This is a genomic window from Aeromonas sp. 603757 (assembly GCF_049171255.1).
In the GTDB taxonomy this organism is placed as follows: domain Bacteria; phylum Pseudomonadota; class Gammaproteobacteria; order Enterobacterales; family Aeromonadaceae; genus Aeromonas; species Aeromonas veronii_A.
Genome location: NZ_JAAKOE010000004.1, coordinates 240,784 through 262,726 on the forward strand (window position 1 = coordinate 240,784; position 21,943 = coordinate 262,726).

A 21,943-nucleotide genomic window follows, 5' to 3' on the forward strand; every position below is an offset into this window, starting at 1 on the left:
ATGGCGGCGCCTCCCGTGATGCGCCACCATCGACACCAGCTATCCAGATGCAACCACCAAGGGAGAACGGGTCAAGCCTTGATACTCAATAAACTGGAACAGAAGTTGACTCGCCTGCAACACAAGGCGAACGACGTGGTGAACCGGGTGCGGGATCGCCATATTCGGCTGGCGGTGACCGGCCTCTCTCGCAGCGGCAAAACCGCCTTTATCACGGCGCTGGTCAACCAGCTGGAACACGCGGCCATCGACGGTCGTTTGCCATTGTGGGATGCCCTGCGTCAGGGGCGCATCCTCGGTGCCCGCCGGGTGCCGCAGCTCAATGCCCACATCCCCACCTTTGCCTACGAGCGTGGTCTCGACTCCCTGTTTGGCGATCCACCTGCCTGGCCCGAGCCCACCCGCGGCGTGGCCGAGGTGCGCCTCGAAATCCGCTATCGCACCCGTCATCCTCTGCGCAAGCATCTGGGGGAGATCTCCACCCTCTACGTGGATCTGGTGGACTACCCCGGGGAGTGGCTGCTCGACTTGCCGCTCCTTGAGATGAGCTACGAGCAGTGGAGCGAACAGGTGCGCGAGCAGCTCCGTCGCCCAGAGCTGCAGGCACTTGCCACCAGCTGGCTGACCCCCGGGTGGCAGGTCGATCAGCGCTTCGAAGAGCGGCCGGTGGCTGAGCTGGCCGAGCGTTACACCGCCTACTTGCATGCTTGCAAACAGGAGCTGGGGCTGCACCTGATCCAGCCCGGCCGCTTTGTCTTGCCGGGCGAGTATGCCGGTGCCCCCATGCTGCAATTTGTCCCCTGGGTGTGGGAGATGCCTGTCGGCGAGCCCGCCGATAGCACTCTTTACGCCACTCTCAAGCAGCGCTTCGAGCAGTACAAGCAGCATCTGGTGCAGGGCTTCTACGAGCAGCACTTTGCCGGTTTTGATCGCCAGATCGTGCTGGTGGATTGCCTGCAGCCCCTCAACGCCGGGGCGGCCAGCTTTGGCGACATGCAGCAGGCCATCGCCCGCATCATGGAGAGCTTTGCCTACGGCAAGAGCAACTGGTGGCGGCGGCTCTTTTCGCCCCGTATCGACAAGTTGCTCTTTGTGGCGAGCAAGGCCGATCACGTCACCCCCGAACAGCATGCGCCCATGGTCTCCCTGCTCCAGCATCTGGTACGCAGCGGCCGCGGTCAGGCCCGTTTCGAGGGGATCACCACCGAGTGTCTGGCGCTCGCCGCCATCAAGGCGACCGAGGTGGGCAAGGGGGTGGCCAATGGCCGCGAGTTCCCCGCCATCCGTGGCACCAGCCTGAGCGGTGAGCCGCTGCTGCTGTTCCCCGGGGAGGTGCCGCCCCATATTCCACCCGCGCAGTGGTGGAACAATCAGGGCTTTGATTTTCAGGCGTTTCGCCCCATGCCCATGAGTCCCCATCAGGCGCTGCCCCATATCCGGCTCGATGCGGCGCTGGAGTTTCTGCTCGGGGATCACCTCGAATAACGGTGTGCGGCTCGGGTTTGTTTCCTGCGCCGCCCGCAGGAGACTGTTTTCAGGAGAATAAGGCGATGAACGATCAGATAAAAGAGCGGCCACCGCTGCAGGGCAAGGTGATCCTTGAGCCTGCCATGACGGTGGCCAGTGACGAGCGACCGCCCGCACCGGCTCAGCGGCTGGAGGAGGCGAGTTTCGAGCGCCTCGACGAGCTGGACGAGTTCACCGAGGTGGAGAGCGCCCTCGTCAGCAAACCGCGCCGCCGCCATCGGCTGCTGGCGTGGGGGCTGGGGGCAGTCGGTCTGCTCTCGTTGGGCCAGTATGGCGCCTTTCTTTACGATCAATTCCTCACCACCCCGCTCTGGGGCAGCGCCTGGCTGGCTGCCTCGGCGCTGGTGGCGGCGGGCACCGCCAGCGTGGTGGGGCGCGAGTGGCTGCGGCTGCACACTCTCAAGCGGCGTCAGGATGTGCGCTCGCGAGCAGAAGATCTGCTGGCCCATCAGGGAGTCGGGCAGGGGCAGGCCTTTTGCGAAGGGTTGGCGGTCAAAAGTGGCGACAAGGGGCGCGAGGGGTATCAAACCTGGCTGGCCCAGCTCGACGAGAGCCACAGCGATCGGGAGGTGCTGACCCTTTACAGTCAGCTGGTATTGAGCGAACGCGACAAACTGGCGCAGGCGCGGGTGGCCAAATGGTCGGGGGAGGCCGCTGTGCTGGTGGCGCTCAGCCCGCTCGCCACCGTCGACATGATGCTGATGTTGTGGCGCAACCTGCGGATGATCGAGGATATCGCCGATGTCTATGCCATCGAGCTCGGCTACTGGAGCCGCATACGTCTGATCCGTCAGGTGTTTCGCAACATGCTCTACGCCGGTGCTACCGAGCTGGTGACCGAGGTGGGGATGGACTTGCTGGGCGCCGAGTTTGCCGCCAAGCTCTCTGCCCGCGCGGCGCAAGGGGTGGGGGCCGGGCTGCTCACCGCCCGTCTTGGCCTGCGCACCATCGAAGCGTGCCGTCCGCTGCCCTGGTGTGCGGACGAAAAACCCAAACTCGGCGAGCTGCGCAAGCGGCTGATCGGCCAGCTGGCGGGGTATCTCAACAAATCCTGATAGCCCTGTCTGCACCTTGCTGCGATGACCCATGCCCCTGTCGTGCTCGCCAAGCCGCAGGGGCATGGTTTTAATCGGCAGGTCATTGAGTTGGCAGCAGTGCCCGGTTTTGGCGAGACGCCCGTTTACGGTTAAGCTGGCAGTCAATCTTACCAATCACACCAATAGTACCAATCGGCAAGGATGCCTGATGAACTTTACCTTTCGCCAGATCCGTTATTTTGTGGCCGTGGCCGACAGCTTTTCAGTGAGTCGCGCCGCCGCCGAGCTGCATATCTCCCAGTCGGCGGTGACCAGCGCCATTCGCGAGCTGGAGACCGAGCTCGGCGCCCCGCTATTCGAGCGCAATCCGCGCGGCGTCACCCTCACCACTCAGGGGCACCAGTTTTTGCTCCACGCCCGCCGCATTCTCGGCGCCATGACCGAGGCGAGCCACTCCCTCAAAGCGGTGGCCCAGCAGGATCAGGGGCGACTCACCATCGGCGTGACCACCTTGGTGGCGGGTTACTACCTCTCAGAGGCGCTTGGCCGCTTTCGCCGTGCCTTTCCGGCGGTACAGATCGAGGTGAAGGAGGATGAACAGCCTTTTCTGGAGCACCAGATCGTCAATGGCGAGGTGGATGTGGGGATCCTGATGACCAACCGTACCATCCGACAAGAGGCGTTTGATACCGAATTGCTGACCCGTTCGCCGCTGCGGCTCTGGCTGGCCGCCAACCACCCGCTCTGCGCCGAGTCGACCCTCTCGCTCACCGCGCTGGGGGAGGAGCCGATGATCTCGCTGACCGCCGATCAGCTCGATCAGATCATCGGTGGCGGCCTGCGCCGCTACGGCATCTCCCCCCGTATCGTGCTGCGCACCGCATCGGTGGAGGCGGTGCGCAGTCTGGTGGCAAGCCAGCTCGGGGTCGCCCTGCTGCCCGATTTTGCCTATCGTCCCTGGTCGCTGGAGCAGGAGCGGGTCGAGGCGCGCCCCATCAAGGAGCCCATTCCCGCCATCGATATCGGGCTGGTGTGGCGCCGTGGTTCTCGGCTGGATTGGACGGCGCGGGAATTTATCGATATTGCGCGGGATCAGAGCCGGTTGCGGGCCCGTCAGGCGCTCCCTCGCTAGCCATCTCTTGCGGGGTAGCCACCAAAAATCAGATTCATCTGCACTCGATATCGATTTAGCTGATACCTGAGCCACCAAAAATTGAAATATTCATCGTATTGCCACTCCCCTAAGCTCATTGCTGGTTAACAGGATGTTAACGCCCATGATGGCGTTCCTTCACCTGATGCAAGTCAACACAATGCAAGGAGTGCATGATGAAATTGACCCCTCTGATGCTGGCTCTTGTTCCGGCGCTGCTGGCAGGCCAGACCCAGGCTGCCCCGACCGAGCTCGGCAAGGGTGAAGGCCAGCTCAATATTGTGGCCTGGGCTGGCTACGTTGAGCGTGGCGAGACCGACAAGAACTACGACTGGGTGACCGGATTCGAGAAAGAGACCGGCTGCAAGGTGAGCGTCAAGACGGCGGCCACCTCGGACGAGATGGTGGCCTTGATGAACGAGGGGGGCTTCGATCTGGTGACCGCCTCCGGCGATGCCAGTCTGCGTCTGATTGCCGGTGGCAAGGTGCAGCCACTCAATCTGGCGCTCATCCCGAGCTACAGCAAGATTGATCCCCGGCTGCAAAATGCCCCCTGGCACACTGTGGATGGCAAGCACTACGGCGTGCCCTACCAGTGGGGCGGCAATATCCTGATGTACAACACCAAGGTGTTCCCCAAGGCACCGGACTCCTGGAACGTGGTATTCGAGGAACAGACCATGGCGGATGGCAAGTCCAACAAGGGGCGGGTGCAGGCCTTTGATGGCCCGATCCACATCGCCGATGCCGCCCTCTATCTGATGACCCATCAGCCCGCACTGGGCATCAAGGATCCTTACGAGCTGAACGAGGATCAGTACAAGGCCTCCCTCGCTCTGCTGCGCAAGCAGCGCCAGCTGGTGGGACGCTACTGGCATGATGCTTTCGTCCAGATCGATGACTTCAAGAACGAAGGGGTGGTCGCGTCAGGCTCCTGGCCGTTCCAGGCCAATGCCCTGATCGCCGACAAGCAGCCCATCGCCACCACTGTGCCGAAAGAGGGGGTCACCGGTTGGGCCGATACCAGCATGGTGCATAGCGATGCCAAGAACCTCACCTGCGCTTACAAGTGGCTGGAGCACTCCCTGAGCAACAAGCTGCAGGGGGATCTCGCCGCCTGGTTTGGCTCGGTGCCTGTGGTGCCTGCCGCCTGCGAAGGCAATGCCCTGCTGGGCCCGACCGGGTGCAAAACCAACGGTATCGACAACTTCGATCGGGTTCGCTTCTGGCGCACTCCGGTCTCCCAGTGCAAGAGCCAGGGAACTTGCGTGCCCTATTACCGCTGGGTTTCCGACTATATCGCCATTCTGGGCGGTCGCTGAGGCGGCGTGAGCAAGGTGGTCGGAACCACTGCCACCTTGCCAACGGCAGGGGAGCTGCGCCTCCTCTGCACGACTGCCTAGACCGGATAATCAAGCGGGCCGGACAGGAGTTCGGCTCATTCCAGTACAGACAAGGACGCCCCATGAACGCCGTACAATTTGACCGGGTCAGCCGCCACTATGGCGAGGTGAAGGCGGTCGATGACATCTCTTTCCAGATCCCCTCAGGGGAATTCTTTACCCTGCTGGGGCCGAGCGGTTCCGGCAAGACCACTTGCCTGCGGATGATCGCGGGCTTCGAGTACCCGAGTGACGGAGAGATCCGCCTGTTTGGCGAACCCTGCTCCACCGTGCCGCCCTATGATCGCAACCTCAATACCGTGTTTCAGGACTATGCCCTGTTTCCCAACATGGATGTGCGCGACAACATCGGCTATGGCCTGATGCTCAAGGGGGTCGCCAAGGCACAGCGTTACCGCAAGGTGGACGAGATGCTGGAGCTGGTGCGACTGCCCGGGGTCGGCAAGCGCCGCCCGAGCCAGCTCTCCGGCGGCCAGCGCCAGCGCATCGCCATCGCCCGGGCGCTTATCAACCAGCCACGCATCCTGCTGCTGGACGAGCCGCTGGGGGCCCTCGATCTCAAGTTGCGCGAGCAGATGCAGCTTGAGCTCAAGGCGTTGCAACGCCAGTTGGGCATCACCTTTATCTTCGTCACCCACGATCAGCAGGAGGCGCTCTCAATGAGCGACCGGATCTGCATCTTCAGTCAGGGCAAGATCGAGCAGATTGCCGCCCCCGATACCATCTACGACGCTCCGGCGACGCCGTTTGTGGCCCGCTTCGTTGGCACCGTCAATCTGTTCGAAGGGGAGCAGGCCAGACGGCTGTGCGGCGACGGCAGCCAGATGATGGTGCGCCCGGAGCGGATCCGGCTCGCTGAGGCGGGCACGCCGGGCTGGTCGGGAGAGATCCGCGAGGTGGAGTATCTGGGTCCCTTCGTCCGTTATCGGGTTGATCTCGGGGAGCAGCTCGAGATCATCGTCAACCACCCCAATGAGGGGCAGGCCCGTCTGGCCCGTGGCAGCAGGGTCAGTCTCAGCTGGCCGGAGCAGGCCATCCATCGCCTGAGCGGCGCCCATCAGGGGGCGCAGCCATGAGTGCCCCTCACAGTGCGAGTCTTGCCATGAACCATCAGCCCGAACCTGCCCGTTTCAGGCCGCTGCGGCGCCTCTCGACCCTGCTCTATGGTCGGCCCGGCCTGCTGCTGGCGATCCTGCTGGGGCCGCCGCTGCTGTGGCTCGGCATCATCTATGTCGGCTCCTTGCTGATGCTGCTCTCCAACTCCCTGTTCGGGCTGGACGAGTTCAGCGGTCAGGTGCGCCACGAGCTGGGGCTGCAAAACTTCGTCGCCCTGCTGCGACCGGAGAATCTGGATGTGATCGGCCGCACCGTCGGCATGTCGCTGCTGGTGACCCTGGCCTGCGCCCTGCTCGGTTTTCCGGTTGCCTACTACATGGCACGCTACACCAGTGGCAAGACCCGGGCGCTGTTCTATGTAGGGATCATGCTGCCGCTCTGGTCCAGCTATCTGGTGCGGGTCTACGCCTGGAAGCTGATCTTGGCCAAGGAGGGGGTAGTGAGCTGGCTGGCAGACAGCATGGGGCTGGAGTGGCTGCTCGATGCCATCCTCTCCCTGCCGGTGATAGGTGGCCCGTCGCTCTCCTTCTCGCGGCTCGGCACCTTTATCGTGTTCGTCTATGTCTGGCTGCCCTTCATGATCCTGCCCATTCAGGCGGCGGTGGAGCGTATTCCGCGATCCCTGCTGGAGGCGAGCAGCGATCTGGGGGCGACACCCGCCCAGACCTTTCGCAACCTGATCCTGCCGCTGGCGTTGCCCGGTGTGGTGGCGGGCTCCATCTTCACCTTTTCGCTGACCCTCGGTGATTACATCATCCCCGGCATCATCGGCAACTCGACCATGTATATCGGTCAGGTGGTCTACATGCAGCAGGGAACGGCGGGCAATCTGCCCTTTGCCGCCGCCTTCTCGCTGGTGCCGATCCTTATCATCGCCATCTATCTGGCGATTGCGAAACGGTTAGGAGCCTTTGATGCGCTTTGACCCTATCGCTTTGAACCGGCAGCAAGGAGGCCGTCATGTCAGCTAGCTCAGTGAGCCGTCAGGGAGAGCGCCCTTCGGGCCTGCTCAAGTACGCCTCCATCGGTGGACTCTTGTTCCTGCACTTTCCCATTCTGTTTATCTTCCTCTACGCCTTCACCAGCGAGAGCAAGAGTTACCAGTTTCCGCCCCCCGGGCTCACCCTCAAGTGGTTCGAGGTGACCCTCAATCGCCCCGATGTGTGGCGTGCCATCCAGCTGTCGCTGGAGGTCGCGGGGCTGGCGACGCTGGCAGCCATGATCCTCGGCACCTTGGCGGCAGGGGCCATTGCCCGCAGCCGCTTCTTCGGTCAGGAGGTGGTGTCGCTCTTGCTGGTGCTGCCCATCGCGCTGCCCGGTATCGTCACCGGTATCGCGCTGCGCTCGGCCTACGGCCTGATGGAGATCCCGTTCAGCTTCTGGACCATCGTTATCGGCCACGCCACCTTCTGTGTGGTGGTGGTCTACAACAATGCGCTGGCCCGTTTTCGCCGCACCAACCAGAGCCTCATCGAGGCGTCGATGGATCTCGGGGCCGACGGCTTCCAGACCCTGCGCTACGTGATCCTGCCCAATCTGGCCACGGCGCTGCTGGCGGGGGGCATGCTGGCCTTTGCCCTGAGTTTTGACGAAGTGATCGTTACTACCTTCACTGCGGGCCAGCAGACCACGCTGCCCATCTGGATGTATCAGGAGCTGATCCGTCCCCGAGACAGGCCGGTCACCAACGTGGTGGCCCTCATCATAGTGGCCTTCACCACTCTCCCCATTTTGCTTGCCTACTACCTCACTCGCGACACCCATGATGTCGCTGGCAGTGGCAAATGATGACTCAACGCGTGCGCAAGGATGCAACCATGAAACTCTCTACCCAACTCTTGATTGATGGCCAGTTTGTGACCGGCGAGGGGCAGGCCGAACCCATTCTCAACCCGGCCAACGGCGAACAGATCGCCGCCGTGCCCGAAGCCTCGTTCGAACAGGTGAACCGGGCGGTGAACGGTGCCCAGCGCGCCTTCGCCCAGTGGAGCCGCACTACCCCGGCAAGCCGCAGCAACCTGCTGCTGCGTCTGGCGGATCTCGTCGAGCGCCACGCCGAGGAGTTTGCGGCGCTGGAATCCCTCAACTGCGGCAAACCCTATCTGGCTGTGCTCAACGACGAGCTGCCCGCGGTGGTGGACTGCTTCCGCTTCTTTGCCGGGGCGGCCCGCTGCCTGCAAGGGCCGCTGGCGGGGGAGTATCTCGAGGGGCACACCAGCATGATCCGCCGCGACCCCATTGGTGTTGTGGGCAGTATCGCCCCCTGGAACTACCCGCTGATGATGGCGGCCTGGAAGATGGCGCCGGTGCTGGCGGCGGGCAATACGGTGGTGCTCAAACCCTCCGAACAGACCCCGCTCACCGCGCTGCGTTTGGCGGAGCTGGCCAGCGAGATCTTCCCCCGCGGCGTTATCAACGTCATCTGCGGGCGGGGCGAGAGTGTAGGGGCGCCGCTGGTGGAGCACCCGCTGGTGCGGATGGTGTCGCTCACCGGCGATATCGCCACCGGCCAGAAGATCCTGCAAAGCGCCGCCCGCACCATGAAACGCACCCACCTTGAACTGGGGGGCAAGGCGCCGGTGATCATCTTCGACGATGCGGATCTGGAGGCGGTGGTGGCAGGCATTCGCACCTTCGGTTTTTACAATGCAGGGCAAGATTGCACCGCCGCCTGCCGTATCTATGCCCAGGGCAAGATCTACGACAAGTTCGTCGCCGCCATGACCGATGCGGTGGCCTCCATCAAGGTGGGAAGCCAGTACGAGGAGGGGGTGGAGATGGGGCCGCTTATCTCGGACAGACAGCGCAACCGGGTTGCCAGCTTTGTCGAGCGGGCCCAGAGCAGCGGTCATGTGGAGGTGACGGCGGGGGGCAAGATCCGCCCAGGCAACGGCTTCTTCTTCGAGCCGACCCTGATTGTCGGGGCCCGGCAGGAGGATGAGATCGTGCGCCGCGAGGTGTTTGGCCCCGTGGTGTCGGTGACCCGTTTCAACGATGCCGAGCAGGTGGTGCAGTGGGCCAACGACTCGGACTATGGCCTCGCCTCGTCGGTCTGGACCAAGGATCTGAGCCTCGCCAGCAAGGTGGCCAGCCACCTGCAATATGGCTGCACCTGGATCAACACCCACTTCATGCTCTCCTCCGAGATGCCCCACGGCGGCATGAAGATGTCGGGCTACGGCAAGGATCTCTCCCTCTATGCGCTGGAGGATTACACGGTGCCGCGCCATATCATGGTCAAGCTGTAGTGGGGATTGGTTAGCGGGTTGTCACAATTTATTTACAACTGTTTCAGGCAGCCGACTCATGGGTCGGCTGCTTTTTTTGTTGCCATTTCGTTACAGTGAAATCGTGATGAAACGGCAAGGCGCCTTGATGTGGCGCCAGAGGATGGAACCGCTATGGCAACCTTCTACACCGCCCACCAGCCGGATGCTGACGGGGTGATCCACTACTCGGCCGAAGAGCACGGCACCTGGCAGATCCTGATCGAACGTCAGCTGGCGGCGCTTGAAGGCAAGGCGTGTGACGAGTATCTGGCGGGCCTTGAAAGACTGACATTGCCGCGAGATCGCATCCCCCAGCTGGCGGAGCTCAACGAGGTATTGCTGGCGACCACCGGTTGGTCGGTGGCGGCAGTGCCCGCGCTTATCTCGTTTGACCGCTTCTTTGCCCTGCTGGCCAACCGCCAGTTCCCGGTCGCCACCTTTATCCGGCGCCGCGACGAGCTCGATTACCTGCAGGAGCCCGATATCTTTCACGAGATCTTCGGCCACTGCGCCATGCTGACCAATCCCGCTTTTGCTCACTTTACCCACCTCTATGGCCAGCTTGGCCAGCAGGCGAGCAAGGAGGAGCGGGTCTTTCTGGCCCGTCTCTACTGGTTCACCGTGGAGTTTGGCCTGCTGGCCACGGCGGACGGGCTGCGTATCTACGGCGGTGGCATTCTATCCTCCATCGGCGAGACAGCTTATGCCCTTTCCGGCAAGCCGCTGCTGCAACCCTTCGATCTACTGACTATGCTGCGCACCCCGTATCGCATCGACATCATGCAGCCCACCTATTTTGTGCTGCCGAGTCTCGATCATCTCTACCAGCTGGCCGGGGAGGAGATCATGGCTGCTCTGGCGGAGGCCAGTCGGCTTGGCCTCTATCCGCCACGTTTTGAGGTTGCCGCTGGCAAACAGGCGAGCTGACCAAAAGCAAACAACCCTATTTCATTTTCATTAATTTTTCATTAATTCAAGCAGGAGTAACCCATGTCCGAACTGGCCAGCCAACAGTGTGAAGCGTGTCGCGCCGATGCCCCCAAGGTGAGCGATGAGGAGCTGCGCGAGCTGATGCAGCTTATTCCCGACTGGCAGCCGCTGGTGGAGGAGGGGGCGCTGCAACTGCGACGGGAATTTACGTTTCGCAACTTCAAGGAGGCGCTGGCCTTTACCAACCGCCTGGGCGAGCTGGCGGAGGCGGAGTTCCACCATCCGGCCATTCTGACCGAGTGGGGTAAGGTGACCGTCAGCTGGTGGACCCACAAGATCGGCGGCTTGCATCGTAACGACTTCATCATGGCTGCGCGTACAGACCAATTGCCCAGATAATCTGAGAACAGGTTGAGGCGGAGTATCCCCCTTCCTGCATTTCTGACCGAATGGGGGAAGGTGACCGTCAGCTGGTGGAACCACAAGATAGGCGGATTACACCGCAACGACTTCATCATGGCAGCGCGTACCGATCAGTTACTCCGGTAATCGCGCCCCACACCAGCGTCATCGGTTGACCCGGGCCTGCCTGCGAAAGCGGGGCGGGCCCGCATTTTTATGGGCTGGCGCTCGCACTGGGGGGATCGAGACTGTATTATCCGCTCATTCATAGAGTTAGCTAGGAAGTGTGTCCCGAATGCGTCTTGAAGTCAGCTGTGAAGACCGCCTGGGCCTGACCCGGGAACTGCTCGACCGCCTGGTGGAGCACAATATCGATCTGCGCGGCATCGAAATCGATACCTCAGGCATCATCTATCTCAACTTTCCCGAGCTGGAGTTCAGTGATTTTCAGCATTTGATGCCGGAGATCCGCCGCATTCCCGGCGTCTACGACGTCAAGACCATCCCTTACATGCCTTCCGAGCGAGAGCACCACGAAATCGAGGCGCTGCTCAAGGCGCTGCCGGATCTGGTCTTCTCTCTCGACAGCAAGGGCAAGGTGACCCAGGCCAATCAGTCTGCCCTCACCACCCTCGGCTTGCCGGTGGAGGAGGTGCGCGGGGTGGCGCTCGGTTCGCTGGTCAAGGGGTTCTCCTTCACCCGCTGGCTGGAGGCGAGCGAGATCAAGCCGCAGACCTGCAAGCTCAGTTTCAATGGCGAAGAGTATCTGGCAGATCTGATGCCGCTGTTCGTGGCAGAAGCCCGCGGCAAGCAGGCGCTGGCCGGTGCCGTGGTGGTGCTCAAATCTGCCCGTCGGGTCGGCCTGCACTTCAGCGCGCTTCATGCGGTGGAAGTGGGAGGCTTCGAGCATCTGCAGGCCGAGAGCCCCAAGATGAAAGAGGTGCTGTCGCAAGCGCGCAAACTGGCGATGCAGGACGCGCCGCTGCTGATTGTCGGTGAGACCGGTACCGGCAAGGAGCTGCTGGCCCGTGCCTGTCACGGGGCCAGCCTGCGCTCCAGCCACCCCTTTATGGCCCTCAACTGCGCCGCCATGCCCGATAACGTGGCCGAGAGCGAGCTGTTTGGTTATGCCCCCGGCGCCTTTGGCAACAACACCGAGGGCAAGCGCGGCGTGCTGGAGCTGGCGAGCGGCGGCACCCTGATGCTGGACGAGATCGGCGACATGTCTCCCCATCTGCAGACCAAGTTTTTGCGGGTGCTGCAGGATGGGGTGTTCCGCCGGGTCGGTGACGAGCAGGAGGTGAAGGTCAACGTGCGTTTCATCTGCACCACCCAGAAGCAGTTGCTGGATCTGGTGCACGAAGGAACCTTCCGCGAGGATCTCTACTATCGCCTCAACGTGCTCAGTCTGGCGCTGCCACCCCTGCGCGAGCGCAAGGCAGACATCATGGTGCTGGCCCAGCAGTTTGTCTCCCGCTTTGCCAGCGAGTTGCAGCGACCCCGTCCGCGCTTTACCCGCAACATGGCCGACTACCTGACCGCCTACCGCTGGCCGGGCAACGTGCGTCAGCTGCGCAACTGTCTCTACCGCGCCATGACACTGCTGGAAGGGGATGAGCTGGGGCCCGAGCAGATCGACCTGCCGGTGGCGGCCGATACCATGCCGCTGATCGACGAGTGGTTTGAGGGGAATCTCGACGATGCGGTGAAGCGCTTCGAGAGCCAGCTGCTGGCCCGGCTCTATCCCGCCTTCCCGTCGACCCGTCAGTTGGCCAAACGCCTGGGCGTGTCGCATACCGCCATCGCCAACAAGCTGCGGGAATATGGCATCAGCAAGAAGTAAGTTGTTCCGGATGCCAGCCAACAGAGAGCCCGTCACCAGACGGGCTCTCTGTTTTCTTTACACGGCTTCCGGGCGGGAGGGCTTCGGGAGACTTGTCAGGCCAGTGTCCACCAACTTACTATCTGGATACATGTACCCGAACCGCTATGCCACTGCAGCGGTGTTGTCAAGGCGGCCACTTCCCGATCATGCTGTTACTCTTTTCTCCCCGTTTCGCCGCTCGCCTGGCGCCCTTGCTGTTAGGGTTTGGTCTGCTGTTGCCTCACGCGCTGGCGGAAACGGCCGCAGAGAGCCGGGCGACGGCGGTCAGAGAGCTGGTGCTCGATATCCTGAGTTACACTCGCTGGCCCACCGAGCCTGCGGTGCTGCGCCTGTGTGTGGCGGCGCCGACGGAGTATGCCGGAGCCCTCTTTACCATCGATCGTCAGGCCAATGGCCGTGCCGTGCAGGTCAATCGTTACGACGCGAGTGATCCGGCCATCAGTGATAATTGCGATGTGCTCTATCTCGGCGTCGTCGACGAGCCGACCCGGATTGCGTTGTTTGCGCGCTTGCAGGGTCATTCAGTGCTCAGCATCAGCGAATACAACCACGACTGTTCCACCAGCTCGGTGTTCTGTCTGCAGACCGAGCCACAGAGTGTGCGAGTGCGGTTTAAAGTGAACCTCGATGCCCTGGCCCTGAGCGGCGTACGAGTACATCCCGCTGTGCTCAAGCTGGCCCGTGCCGATAAGGGGGTCCCATGAGGCGACAGGTCAGCGCGGATCCCCGTCTTCCGACCCTGCGTCAGAGCTTGGGGCGAACCCATCTGGTGGCCGCCATCACGGCCGTCAGCGTGGCGGGACTCTTTTTTACTCTGATTGCCTTGCTGGTAGTACGCTTCTACGCCGATCACAATCTGGAGCTGGTGGCCCGCGCAATCAGCTACAGCGCCGAGGCGGCGGTGGTGTTCCACGATGAAGAGGCAGCGAGCGAGGCGCTTGGCGGTATTGTCGCCCATGAGGAGGTGGCCGAAGCCAGTATCTTGCTGGCCAATGGTCAACAGCTCGCTAAATGGGTTCGTCCCGTCAGCAATCCACTAGCCACAGTCGAAGATTATCTTGCCCGCCTGCTGTTACCGGGGCCGGTCACCTATCCCATGCTGCGGGGAGGTGATCAGATTGCCACCATAGAGCTGCGCGGTCATGGCGAGTATCTGTTGCTGTTCTTGCTCTCGGTGCTGCTGGTGATGGTGATTTGCCTGGTGTTGAGTGTGATGGGCGCCTTCTATGTCGCCGGGCGGATGCAGGTCGCGATCACCTCGCCACTGCGACAACTGGCACAGGTCGCCCACTCGGTGCGTCGACAACGCACTCTGGGGATGCGGGCGCCACCGGCCGATATCGTCGAGCTCAATGAACTGGGAGAGGATTTCAACGCCCTGCTGGATGAGCTGCAAGCCTGGCAGGCTCATCAGGCGCGGGAGAACGCCAGTCTGCTCCACCAGGCGACCCATGATGCGTTGACCGGGTTGCCCAACCGGGCGTTATTCGAAGCTCGCCTCGAGCATGCCATTGGCGAGGTAAGCGAGGGGGGGGCCCCGTTCGCCCTGCTTTATCTCGATTGCGATCGTTTCAAACAGATTAACGACACCCTGGGGCACAACGCCGGTGACGATGTGCTGGTGACCCTCTCCCGGCGGGTAGAGCATCAGCTGCGCCCCGGAGATCTGGTCTGCCGGCTGGGGGGGGATGAGTTCGCCATACTGCTGACACCTGTGCATCTGGGGCAGGATGTGGAAGAGGTGATCGACCGCATTCAGCAGGCGATGAGTGATCCTGTGGTATTGCGGGATGGACAGCAACTGGTGGCAGGGATCAGCATCGGTTTTGCCATCCATCAACCCGGGACCCGCGCCAGCGAGCTGTGCGAGCTGGCAGACAAAGCCATGTATTTGGCAAAACGTACACGCCGTGAGGAGGTTGAGGCCGCCAAATCGGCGTGAGTCAAGGTGTAAAGGAGTCATAACAATGAAACTATCCCTCTCCATCAAGGCGGTCGTGCTGGGCCTGTTGTTCTCTCTGCTGGCGGGTTGTCAGAGCACCCCCAGGGGGTTGACCCCGGAACAGCTGGCAGTATTGAAGGAGCAAGGTTTCTATCTGACCGATGAGGGCTGGACACTGGATCTGGCCAACCGGGTGCTGTTTGCCAACAATGTGGGTGAACTCAATCCGCAGACCCGGCAGATAGTGGAAAAACTGGGCAAGGCCCTGCTTGGGGTCGGGCTCGACAAGGCGAGGGTTGACGGCCATACCGACAATACCGGCGAGAGCAGCTATAACCAGCAGCTCTCTCTGAAACGAGCTCAATCGGTGGCCGATGTGCTGATCTCGGTGGGGATGAAGCCCGCCAATCTTGAGATCCGTGGCCGTGGTGAGACGGCCCCGGTGGCGGACAACAAGAGCGCAGCCGGACGAGCAGAAAACCGCCGGGTTGCCATTGTGATTGCCAACCAGTGATCTCTATCCGGCAGTACGCCGTGTGCATAGCAAAAGAGCGCCCCGAGAGGCGCTCTTTTTGATCCGGCGACACTACTTTCCTGTGTCGGGCTCGCTGTGCTTGCGCAAGCGGATATTGATCATCTCCACCACCAGCGAGAAGGCCATGGCGAAGTAGATGTAGCCCTTCGGTATGTGCAGATCCATCCCCTCCGCCATCAGGGCAAACCCCACCAGGGTGAGGAAGGAGAGGGCCAGCATCTTGATGGTGGGATGGTCATCGACGAAATCGCCAATGGATTTGGCGGCGAACATCATGATGAAGACGGCGATCATGATGGCCAGCACCATCACCGGCACGTGATCGGCCATACCGACCGCGGTGATCACCGAGTCCAGGCTGAACACTATGTCCAGAATGGCGATCTGGATCAGGGTGCTGATAAAGCCCGAGGCCGCTTTGCTGACGCTCTCCGGCTCGGCGGCGCCTTCCAGAGTGGCGTGGATCTCGTGGGTACTCTTGCCTATAAGGAACAGACCACCCAGCAGCAGGATCAGATCGCGGCCCGAGATAGCCTCGTTCAGCACGGTGAAGAGCGGTTCGGTGAGACGCATCACCCAGGCGAGCGAGAGCAGCAACAGGATCCGGGTGCCCATGGCGAGCCCCAGACCCAGAATGCGCGCTTTTTGACGCTGCGCCTCCGGCAGGCGACCTACCAGGATGGAGATAAAGATGATGTTGTCGATGCCCAGCACGATTTCGAGCAGGGTAAGGGTGGCGAGTGCGACCCAGGCAGAGGGATCAAGAACCCATTCCAGCATGATTGAACCTTGGTTGAAAATTGGTTGGAAAATTGAAGCAGCGCATTCTAGCAGGGGCGCCACTGCTTGTCCCAGAGGGGCGAAAAGATAAAAATGGGGGCCATCGCAAGGGAGGCAGGCATGTTTCGATTAGGGTTCATTATTAATCCTGTCGCCGGGATTGGCGGCGCAGTGGGGCTCAAGGGGAGTGACGGCGTGGTGGATGAGGCGCTTGCTCGTGGTGCCGTGCCCAGAGCACAAGATCGAGCGCGGCAAGCTCTGTTGCCACTGTGCGAGCTGAGCATCCCGTTCGAACTGCTGACGGTGGCGGGAGAGATGGGGGAGGCGGTGGCCCGCGAGCTGGGGTTGCCCTGTCGGGTCATCTATCAACCGGTCGGGGAGAGCACCTCGGCCGATGATACCCGCCACGCCGCCGAGTTGATGCGCGAAGCCGGGGTCGATCTGCTGCTGTTTGCCGGTGGCGATGGCACGGCGCGGGATATTTGCGCCGCGGTGGGGGAGTCCTGCCATGTGCTCGGCATTCCGGCGGGGTGCAAGATCCACTCCGGTGTCTACGGGGTGACCCCGGCTGCCAGCGGGCGGGTGGTGGCGCGGATGATCGCAGGGGAACTGCTCAGCCTGATCGATGCCGAGGTGCGCGACATCGACGAGGAGGCGTTTCGCGCGGGCAAGGTGCGGGCCCGCCACTACGGCCAGCTGAAGGTGCCCGGCGATCTGCGTTATGTGCAGGCGGTCAAGCAGGGGGGTAAGGAGTCTGAAGAGCTGGTGCTGGCGGATCTCGCCGCTGGTGTGGTGGAGCAGATGGAGCCCGATACCCTCTATCTGATGGGCTCCGGCAGCACGGTGGCAGCCTGTATGGCAGAGCTCGGTCTGGAAAATACTTTGCTCGGTGTGGATCTGGTGGAAAATGGCCGACTTATCGGGCAGGATCTCAGCGCCGCCGAGATCCTGACCCGGATCCGCGGTCGTCGCTGCCGACTGATCATTACCCTGATAGGCGGACAGGGACATCTGTTCGGGCGCGGAAATCAGCAATTGAGTCCTGAGGTGATTCGGTGTGTCGGGCTGGAGAATATCCAGGTGCTGGCAACCAAAGCCAAGCTTGCCGCCCTTGCGGGCAGGCCGCTGCTGGTGGACACCGATGATCCCGAATTAAACCGGGCGTTGCGTGGTTATCTGCGAATAACCACGGGATACAAGGATCAGGTCATCTACCCGGTGGCCAACCCGGAATAGGACGCCAAGGACGCTGCTGGCCTGGCGCCAGAGAGCTGCAATCAACCGGATTGCGGTTCCATACCCCCGAATTTTTTGCCGCAAATGAGGCTGCGTTACATGACGATTCACGATTTTGAGCACAAGTTGTTGGGACTGATCGACAGCATGGTTGCCACCGCGACCGACGATGAGCTGTTTGCGGGGGGTTACCTGCGAGGTCATATCTCATTGGCCGTTGCCCGGGCCGAGCTGGAAGGCAAGACCCTGGTGCGGGACGTCAAGAGCTATGTGCTGCGCAGCCTCAACGAGGCGATCTTGCAAGGTGAGCTTTCTGAAGAGGATGAAAAACTGGTGCAGGCGATGTGGAGTCGTTTGCAACAAGACGCAGAAGCTTGATCGGATACACAATTCAAACTGAAGTTTGAGTTTATCCTTCCCCTGAAGTTAGTGAAAGGTTAATAATAAGTTTCGCCTTTTGTTTCAGGGATTAAACTATGGCCTCCTCCTCACGCATTGCCAATAAACTGCCGCTCGAGATGCTCTATCACTGGGAGCGGCAGTGTCCTGATCGAACCTACCTGCGTCAAACCATCAACCGCGAATATGTCGATTTCACCTGGGGTGAAGTGGCCGATGAAGCGCGGCGGATGGTGACGGCCTTGCGTCACCTCGGTCTGGTGGCGGGTGACAAGGTGGCGCTGCTCTCCAAGAACTGCGCCCAGTGGTTTATCGCCGATCTGGCGATGCAGATGGGGCAGTATGTGAGCGTGCCCATCTACCCGACTGCCAACGTCGACACCATCGAATATGTGCTGCGCCATAGCGAGGCCAAGGCGATCTTCGTCGGCAAGCTGGATGACTGGAAGAGTCAGGAGGCTGGCGTACCCGCCGATCTGCTGCGCATCGCCTTCCCCTATGACACCATGCCGGCCAGCCACCAGTGGGACGATCTGCTGGAGGCGCACGAGCCGATCCCTGACAGCCCGGTGCAGGACCCTGACTCCCTGCTGAGTCTGGTCTACACCTCTGGCAGTACCGGCAAGCCGAAAGGGGCCATGCTGAGCGTTGAGCGTTACGCCTGGTCGTGCGAGAAGCTGGTGGAGACGGTGAGCCTGAGCCAGGCCGATCGGGGCTTCTCCTACCTGCCGCTGGCCCATATTACCGAGCGGGTCTACATCTATGGCGGCAGTCTCTATGGCGGCGCTACCATCGCGTTCCCCGAATCCCTCGACACCTTTATCGAAGATGTCAAACGCTGCCGTCCCACCGTCTTTATCTCGGTGCCGCGGCTGTGGGCCATGTTCCGCATCAAGATCCACGAGAAGCTGCCCCAGAACAAACTGGCGTTGCTGCTCAAGATCCCGCTTATCTCCGGCCTTATCAAACGCAAGCTGCAAAAGGGGTTGGGACTGGATCAGGCCCGGGTACTCGGCTGCGGCTCCGCGCCTGTCTCCCCTGCGCTGCTTGAGTGGTATCTGAGCATTGGCCTCAAGGTGACGGAAGCCTGGGGCATGACCGAGAACCACGCCTACTCCACCATCAACTACCCATTCCGCGCCGACAAGATCGGCACCGTCGGCAAGGCGGGGATCGGAGTGACCATCAAGATCTCTGACGAAGGGGAGATCCTCTGCCGCTGCGAAGGGATGATGCTGGGTTACTACAAGGACCCCGAACACAGCGCCGAGGTCATCGATGCCGAGGGGTGGCTCCATACCGGCGACATGGGCAAGCTGGACAAGGAGGGTTATCTCACCATCACCGGCCGGATGAAGGATGTGTTCAAGACCGCCAAGGGCAAGTATGTGGCGCCGGTGCCCATCGAGGGACTGCTGGGGCAGGAGCCCATTATCGAACAGCTCTGCGTGATTGGTTATGGCATGCCCCAGCCCATTGCGCTGGTGCAGCTGGCCGAGAGTGCCATGAAGGGCAATCGGGAGGAGGTCAACGCCAGACTGGAAGCGGCGCGGGTACGGGTCAACGATCAGCTGGAATCTCATGCCAAAATTCGCGGCATTCTGGTAGTGAAGACTCCTTGGAATATCGAGAACGGTGTGCTGACTCCCACCATGAAGATCAAGCGTCACCTGCTGGAGCAAAAGTACGCCCAGGTCGGGGATCGCTGGCCCTCATCCCAGGTGGTGGTGTGGGAGGAGTAAATCCCGTCTTTCCATAGCGCAACAAACAACAACGGCCCTTGATGGGCCGTTGTTGTGTTTGAGGCATATCACTCGCCGCTGTTTTGTCGGCGAGTAAAAGCGCGCCCGGTTAGATCTGCGCCAGCGCGGCGGCCAGATCGGCGATCAGATCATCGGCATCTTCCACCCCGATGCTGAAGCGGATGAGGTCGTCATTGACCCCGGCGGCGAGGCGGCTCGCCTCGTCCATGGCGGCGTGGGTGGTACTGGCCGGATGGCAAGCGAGACTCTCGAGATCCCCCAGACTCACCGCCTGCACGAATAGTTGCAGGTTATCGAGCAGGGTGGCGCAGCGTTCAAACCCGCCTTCAAGTTCAATACTCACCATGCCGCCAAAGCCGCTGGCGAAGGCGCCGAGGGCATCGTGGCCCGGATGGTTGGCAAGCCCCGGGTAGATCACCTTCTTCACCGCCGGATGGGCCGCCAGAAACTCGGCCACTTTCTGCGCATTGTGCAGGTGGGCATCCATCCGCAGCGGCAGGGTCTTGACCCCACGCTGCAGCAGGTAGGCCTCCTGCGGGCCGATGGGAGAGCCGATGTGCTTGAGGGCCACGGTGCGGATCGACTTCATCAGAGCGTGGGAGCCCGCCACCACCCCGGCGATGATGTCGCCGTGGCCGCCCAGATATTTGGTACCGCTGTGCATCACCACGTCGACCCCGAGCTCCAGTGGGCGCAGCAGGTAGGGGGTAAGGAAGGTGTTGTCACACACTGTGATAGCGCCCACCTTGCGGGCCGCGTCCACCACCAGTCGCGGATCCACCACCTTGAGGGTGGGGTTGGTCAGGGTTTCGAACAGTACCACCTTGGTGGCGGGGCGGATATTGGCCAGCAGATCCCGGTCGCTCTCGTAGGCGGTGACCTTGATGCCGGCGCGGCTGAAGGTCTGCTTGAGGAACGCATCGGTGCCGCCGTAGAGCGGGCCTATATAGGCCACCTCATCGCCGCTGTCGGCCAGGGCATACATGATGGCGCTCACCGCCGCCATGCCGCTCGCCACCACCAGTGCTTCATCGGCACCTTCAAGCGCCGCCAGCTTCTGCTCCAGCTCGGCGGTGGTGGGGTTGCCAAAGCGGCTGTAGATAAAGCCGGGGGCCTGACCTGCGAAACGATCCTTGCCCGCTTGAGCGTTGAAGTAGCTGAAGGTGCTGCTCTGGTAGAGCGGGGTGGTGAGGGCGCCGGTCTGGGGGTCGATCCGCTGGCCGCTGTGTACGCTCATGGTTTTGAATTTCATCGTGTTGCTCCGTGATGGCCAGGCTCTGGCCATGACTTGTTTTGTTGTTCGTTGCTTGTTGTTTTTGTCAGCGCGGGTATGTGCATGCGGCTTGTGGCTTATGCATATACCCGCCTGCGGATCTCTGCGCTGCTTAGGCCGTTATCGCTTCGCTTTCAGTGCGCGGGAGGCGAGCGGGTTCCACCGGCCCATAGTGCCGCGCCGCCACATCCGGGTGGGAGCGCAGCCGCCCTTTCAGCACGTTCTCCCCCACCTGATAGAAGAGCGGGTTGGTCGGGTCACTCTCCGGCCCTTGCGCCTGCGCTGCCAGCTCTGGGGAGAGGCTGAGCAGGGGCACGGTGGCATCGAGCCGCGCCGCCATAAAGAAGGCGCAGGAGAGGCGCGAGACGCCGGGCGGCGGGCTTACCACCCGATGCAGGGTCGCCTTGAGATAGCCGTTGGAGGCCAGCTCCAGCAGCTCGCCGATATTGACCACCAGCGCTCCCGGCAGGGGGGGCGCGGAGATCCAGCCGTCGGCCGTCTCGACCTCAAGCCCCGAGTGATTGTCCTGCATCACCAGCGTCAGGTAGCCGGGATCCTTGTGGGCGCCGACCCCCTGACTGCTGCTGCCCGCCTCTTGCCCAGGGTAGTGAATCAGCTTCATGTGGTGGTAGGGGGCGCCGCGAATACTGTCGTCAAACACTTGGGCCGGTTGCTCCAGCACCTCGGCAAAAGCGGCCAGCAGGGTGAGGGTGATATCGCTCAGCCGATCTTGCCACGCCAGCAGATGGGCTTTCATCTCTGGCAGGGCGGTTGGCCACTGGTTGGGGCCGACCAGCCGCTGCCAGGGTTCACGGATCAGGGCCGCAGGCAGGGCTTGCGCCTCGTTCATGATATCGAACTGCTCACGCAGATCCGGCCGCTGGCGGGTCAGCTCGGCACCGACCCGGTTGTAGCCGCGAAAGTGGGGGCTGTTGACCATCTGCACCGCCAGCTTCTCCTGCTCCGGCAGGGCAAAGAAGCGCTCTGCCAGCGCCAGGGTTTCCCGCTGCTCGGCATCACTCAGGCCATGCCCTGTCAGATAGAAAAAGCCGACGTCGCGGGCGGCTGCGGCCAGCCTGGCCAACATAGGGCGACGCAGGTCGGGTGCCCCGTTGAGGGCAGCCAGATCGATGATCGGCAGTGGTGAATGTTCCATGTGCACCTCCTCACTCTTTCGTTATCTCTGGCGCCATCTCTTGCACTGCCTCCGCTGTTGGCAGACCTGATAAGCGGCAAACGGGATGGCGCGACAGTGTGGCGCCATCTGGGATAAAGGGGATGCTACTGTTCGGT

19 protein-coding genes and 1 pseudogene are annotated in these 21,943 nt (G+C 61.9%); 17 read left to right on the forward strand and 3 right to left on the reverse strand.

Annotation, left to right across the window (positions count from 1 at the left end; genetic code table 11):
- Positions 1–78: 78 nt before the first annotated feature.
- From G5332_RS06040 to G5332_RS06105, 14 genes and pseudogenes are all read left to right on the forward strand, one after another.
- Positions 79–1,485 (forward strand): YcjX family protein, encoded by a 1,407-nt coding sequence (locus G5332_RS06040; RefSeq protein ID WP_421259266.1) that lies wholly within the window; start codon positions 79–81, stop codon positions 1,483–1,485.
- Between the two features lie 65 nt (positions 1,486–1,550).
- On the forward strand, positions 1,551–2,582 hold the full coding sequence (locus G5332_RS06045; protein WP_421259265.1) for a YcjF family protein: 1,032 nt from the start codon (positions 1,551–1,553) through the stop codon (positions 2,580–2,582).
- A 190-nt stretch (positions 2,583–2,772) separates the two neighbouring features.
- Positions 2,773–3,696, forward strand: coding sequence for a LysR family transcriptional regulator (locus G5332_RS06050; RefSeq protein WP_005346246.1), 924 nt, complete (start codon positions 2,773–2,775; stop codon positions 3,694–3,696).
- Positions 3,697–3,893: 197 nt separating this feature from the next.
- The gene (locus G5332_RS06055; protein ID WP_421259264.1) at positions 3,894–5,039 is read left to right on the forward strand and encodes an ABC transporter substrate-binding protein; all 1,146 of its coding nucleotides are present in this window, start codon (positions 3,894–3,896) and stop codon (positions 5,037–5,039) included.
- A 143-nt stretch (positions 5,040–5,182) separates the two neighbouring features.
- Complete coding sequence (locus G5332_RS06060) at positions 5,183–6,196, forward strand: ABC transporter ATP-binding protein (RefSeq protein WP_139407866.1); 1,014 nt, start codon at positions 5,183–5,185, stop codon at positions 6,194–6,196.
- Positions 6,193–7,161 carry an ABC transporter permease gene (locus G5332_RS06065; protein ID WP_005346227.1) on the forward strand — a complete coding sequence of 323 codons (969 nt, stop codon included), beginning with the start codon at positions 6,193–6,195 and terminating at the stop codon, positions 7,159–7,161. Before G5332_RS06060 ends, G5332_RS06065 begins: the two co-directional genes overlap by 4 nt.
- Positions 7,162–7,196: 35 nt before the next feature.
- A complete protein-coding gene (locus tag G5332_RS06070) occupies positions 7,197–8,024 on the forward strand; it encodes an ABC transporter permease (protein ID WP_421311178.1) in 828 nt (275 codons plus the stop codon).
- Between the two features lie 29 nt (positions 8,025–8,053).
- A complete protein-coding gene (locus G5332_RS06075; protein ID WP_421311179.1) occupies positions 8,054–9,484 on the forward strand; it encodes a gamma-aminobutyraldehyde dehydrogenase in 1,431 nt (476 codons plus the stop codon).
- 153 nt (positions 9,485–9,637) lie between these two features.
- Complete coding sequence (phhA, locus tag G5332_RS06080; RefSeq protein WP_227342660.1) at positions 9,638–10,432, forward strand: phenylalanine 4-monooxygenase; 795 nt, start codon at positions 9,638–9,640, stop codon at positions 10,430–10,432.
- Positions 10,433–10,495: 63 nt separating this feature from the next.
- Positions 10,496–10,978: pseudogene (locus G5332_RS06085) on the forward strand (4a-hydroxytetrahydrobiopterin dehydratase); the annotation flags it as partial.
- A 154-nt stretch (positions 10,979–11,132) separates the two neighbouring features.
- Positions 11,133–12,680: a transcriptional regulator TyrR gene (gene tyrR / locus G5332_RS06090; protein WP_005333656.1), complete on the forward strand. Its 1,548-nt coding sequence runs from the start codon at positions 11,133–11,135 to the stop codon at positions 12,678–12,680.
- A 188-nt stretch (positions 12,681–12,868) separates the two neighbouring features.
- Complete coding sequence (locus tag G5332_RS06095; protein WP_227342662.1) at positions 12,869–13,426, forward strand: YfiR family protein; 558 nt, start codon at positions 12,869–12,871, stop codon at positions 13,424–13,426.
- A complete protein-coding gene (locus G5332_RS06100) occupies positions 13,423–14,664 on the forward strand; it encodes a diguanylate cyclase domain-containing protein (protein ID WP_421311180.1) in 1,242 nt (413 codons plus the stop codon). Before G5332_RS06095 ends, G5332_RS06100 begins: the two co-directional genes overlap by 4 nt.
- Positions 14,665–14,689: 25 nt before the next feature.
- Complete coding sequence (locus G5332_RS06105) at positions 14,690–15,178, forward strand: OmpA family protein (protein WP_421212114.1); 489 nt, start codon at positions 14,690–14,692, stop codon at positions 15,176–15,178.
- 72 nt (positions 15,179–15,250) lie between these two features.
- Here G5332_RS06105 and G5332_RS06110 read toward each other — a convergent pair whose 3' ends face one another.
- A complete protein-coding gene (locus G5332_RS06110) occupies positions 15,251–15,979 on the reverse strand; it encodes a TerC family protein (RefSeq protein WP_421311181.1) in 729 nt (242 codons plus the stop codon).
- A 120-nt stretch (positions 15,980–16,099) separates the two neighbouring features.
- Between G5332_RS06110 and G5332_RS06115 the strand changes: the two genes are divergently transcribed.
- The 3 genes from G5332_RS06115 to G5332_RS06125 all read left to right on the forward strand — a co-directional run bounded on the left by G5332_RS06115 (position 16,100) and on the right by G5332_RS06125 (position 19,356).
- The gene (locus G5332_RS06115; protein ID WP_421209253.1) at positions 16,100–17,215 is read left to right on the forward strand and encodes an ATP-NAD kinase family protein; all 1,116 of its coding nucleotides are present in this window, start codon (positions 16,100–16,102) and stop codon (positions 17,213–17,215) included.
- 99 nt (positions 17,216–17,314) lie between these two features.
- Entirely contained in the window at positions 17,315–17,593 is a 279-nt protein-coding gene (locus G5332_RS06120; RefSeq protein WP_005333639.1) for a YfcL family protein, read from the forward strand.
- Positions 17,594–17,691: 98 nt separating this feature from the next.
- The gene (locus G5332_RS06125; RefSeq protein ID WP_421311182.1) at positions 17,692–19,356 is read left to right on the forward strand and encodes an AMP-binding protein; all 1,665 of its coding nucleotides are present in this window, start codon (positions 17,692–17,694) and stop codon (positions 19,354–19,356) included.
- A 109-nt stretch (positions 19,357–19,465) separates the two neighbouring features.
- Here G5332_RS06125 and G5332_RS06130 read toward each other — a convergent pair whose 3' ends face one another.
- Positions 19,466–20,629, reverse strand: a complete 1,164-nt coding sequence (locus G5332_RS06130; RefSeq protein WP_227273826.1) for a trans-sulfuration enzyme family protein — start codon at positions 20,627–20,629, stop codon at positions 19,466–19,468.
- A gap of 133 nt (positions 20,630–20,762) precedes the next feature.
- The gene (locus G5332_RS06135; RefSeq protein WP_227342671.1) at positions 20,763–21,806 is read right to left on the reverse strand and encodes an isopenicillin N synthase family dioxygenase; all 1,044 of its coding nucleotides are present in this window, start codon (positions 21,804–21,806) and stop codon (positions 20,763–20,765) included.
- Between the last annotated feature and the right edge of the window lie 137 nt (positions 21,807–21,943).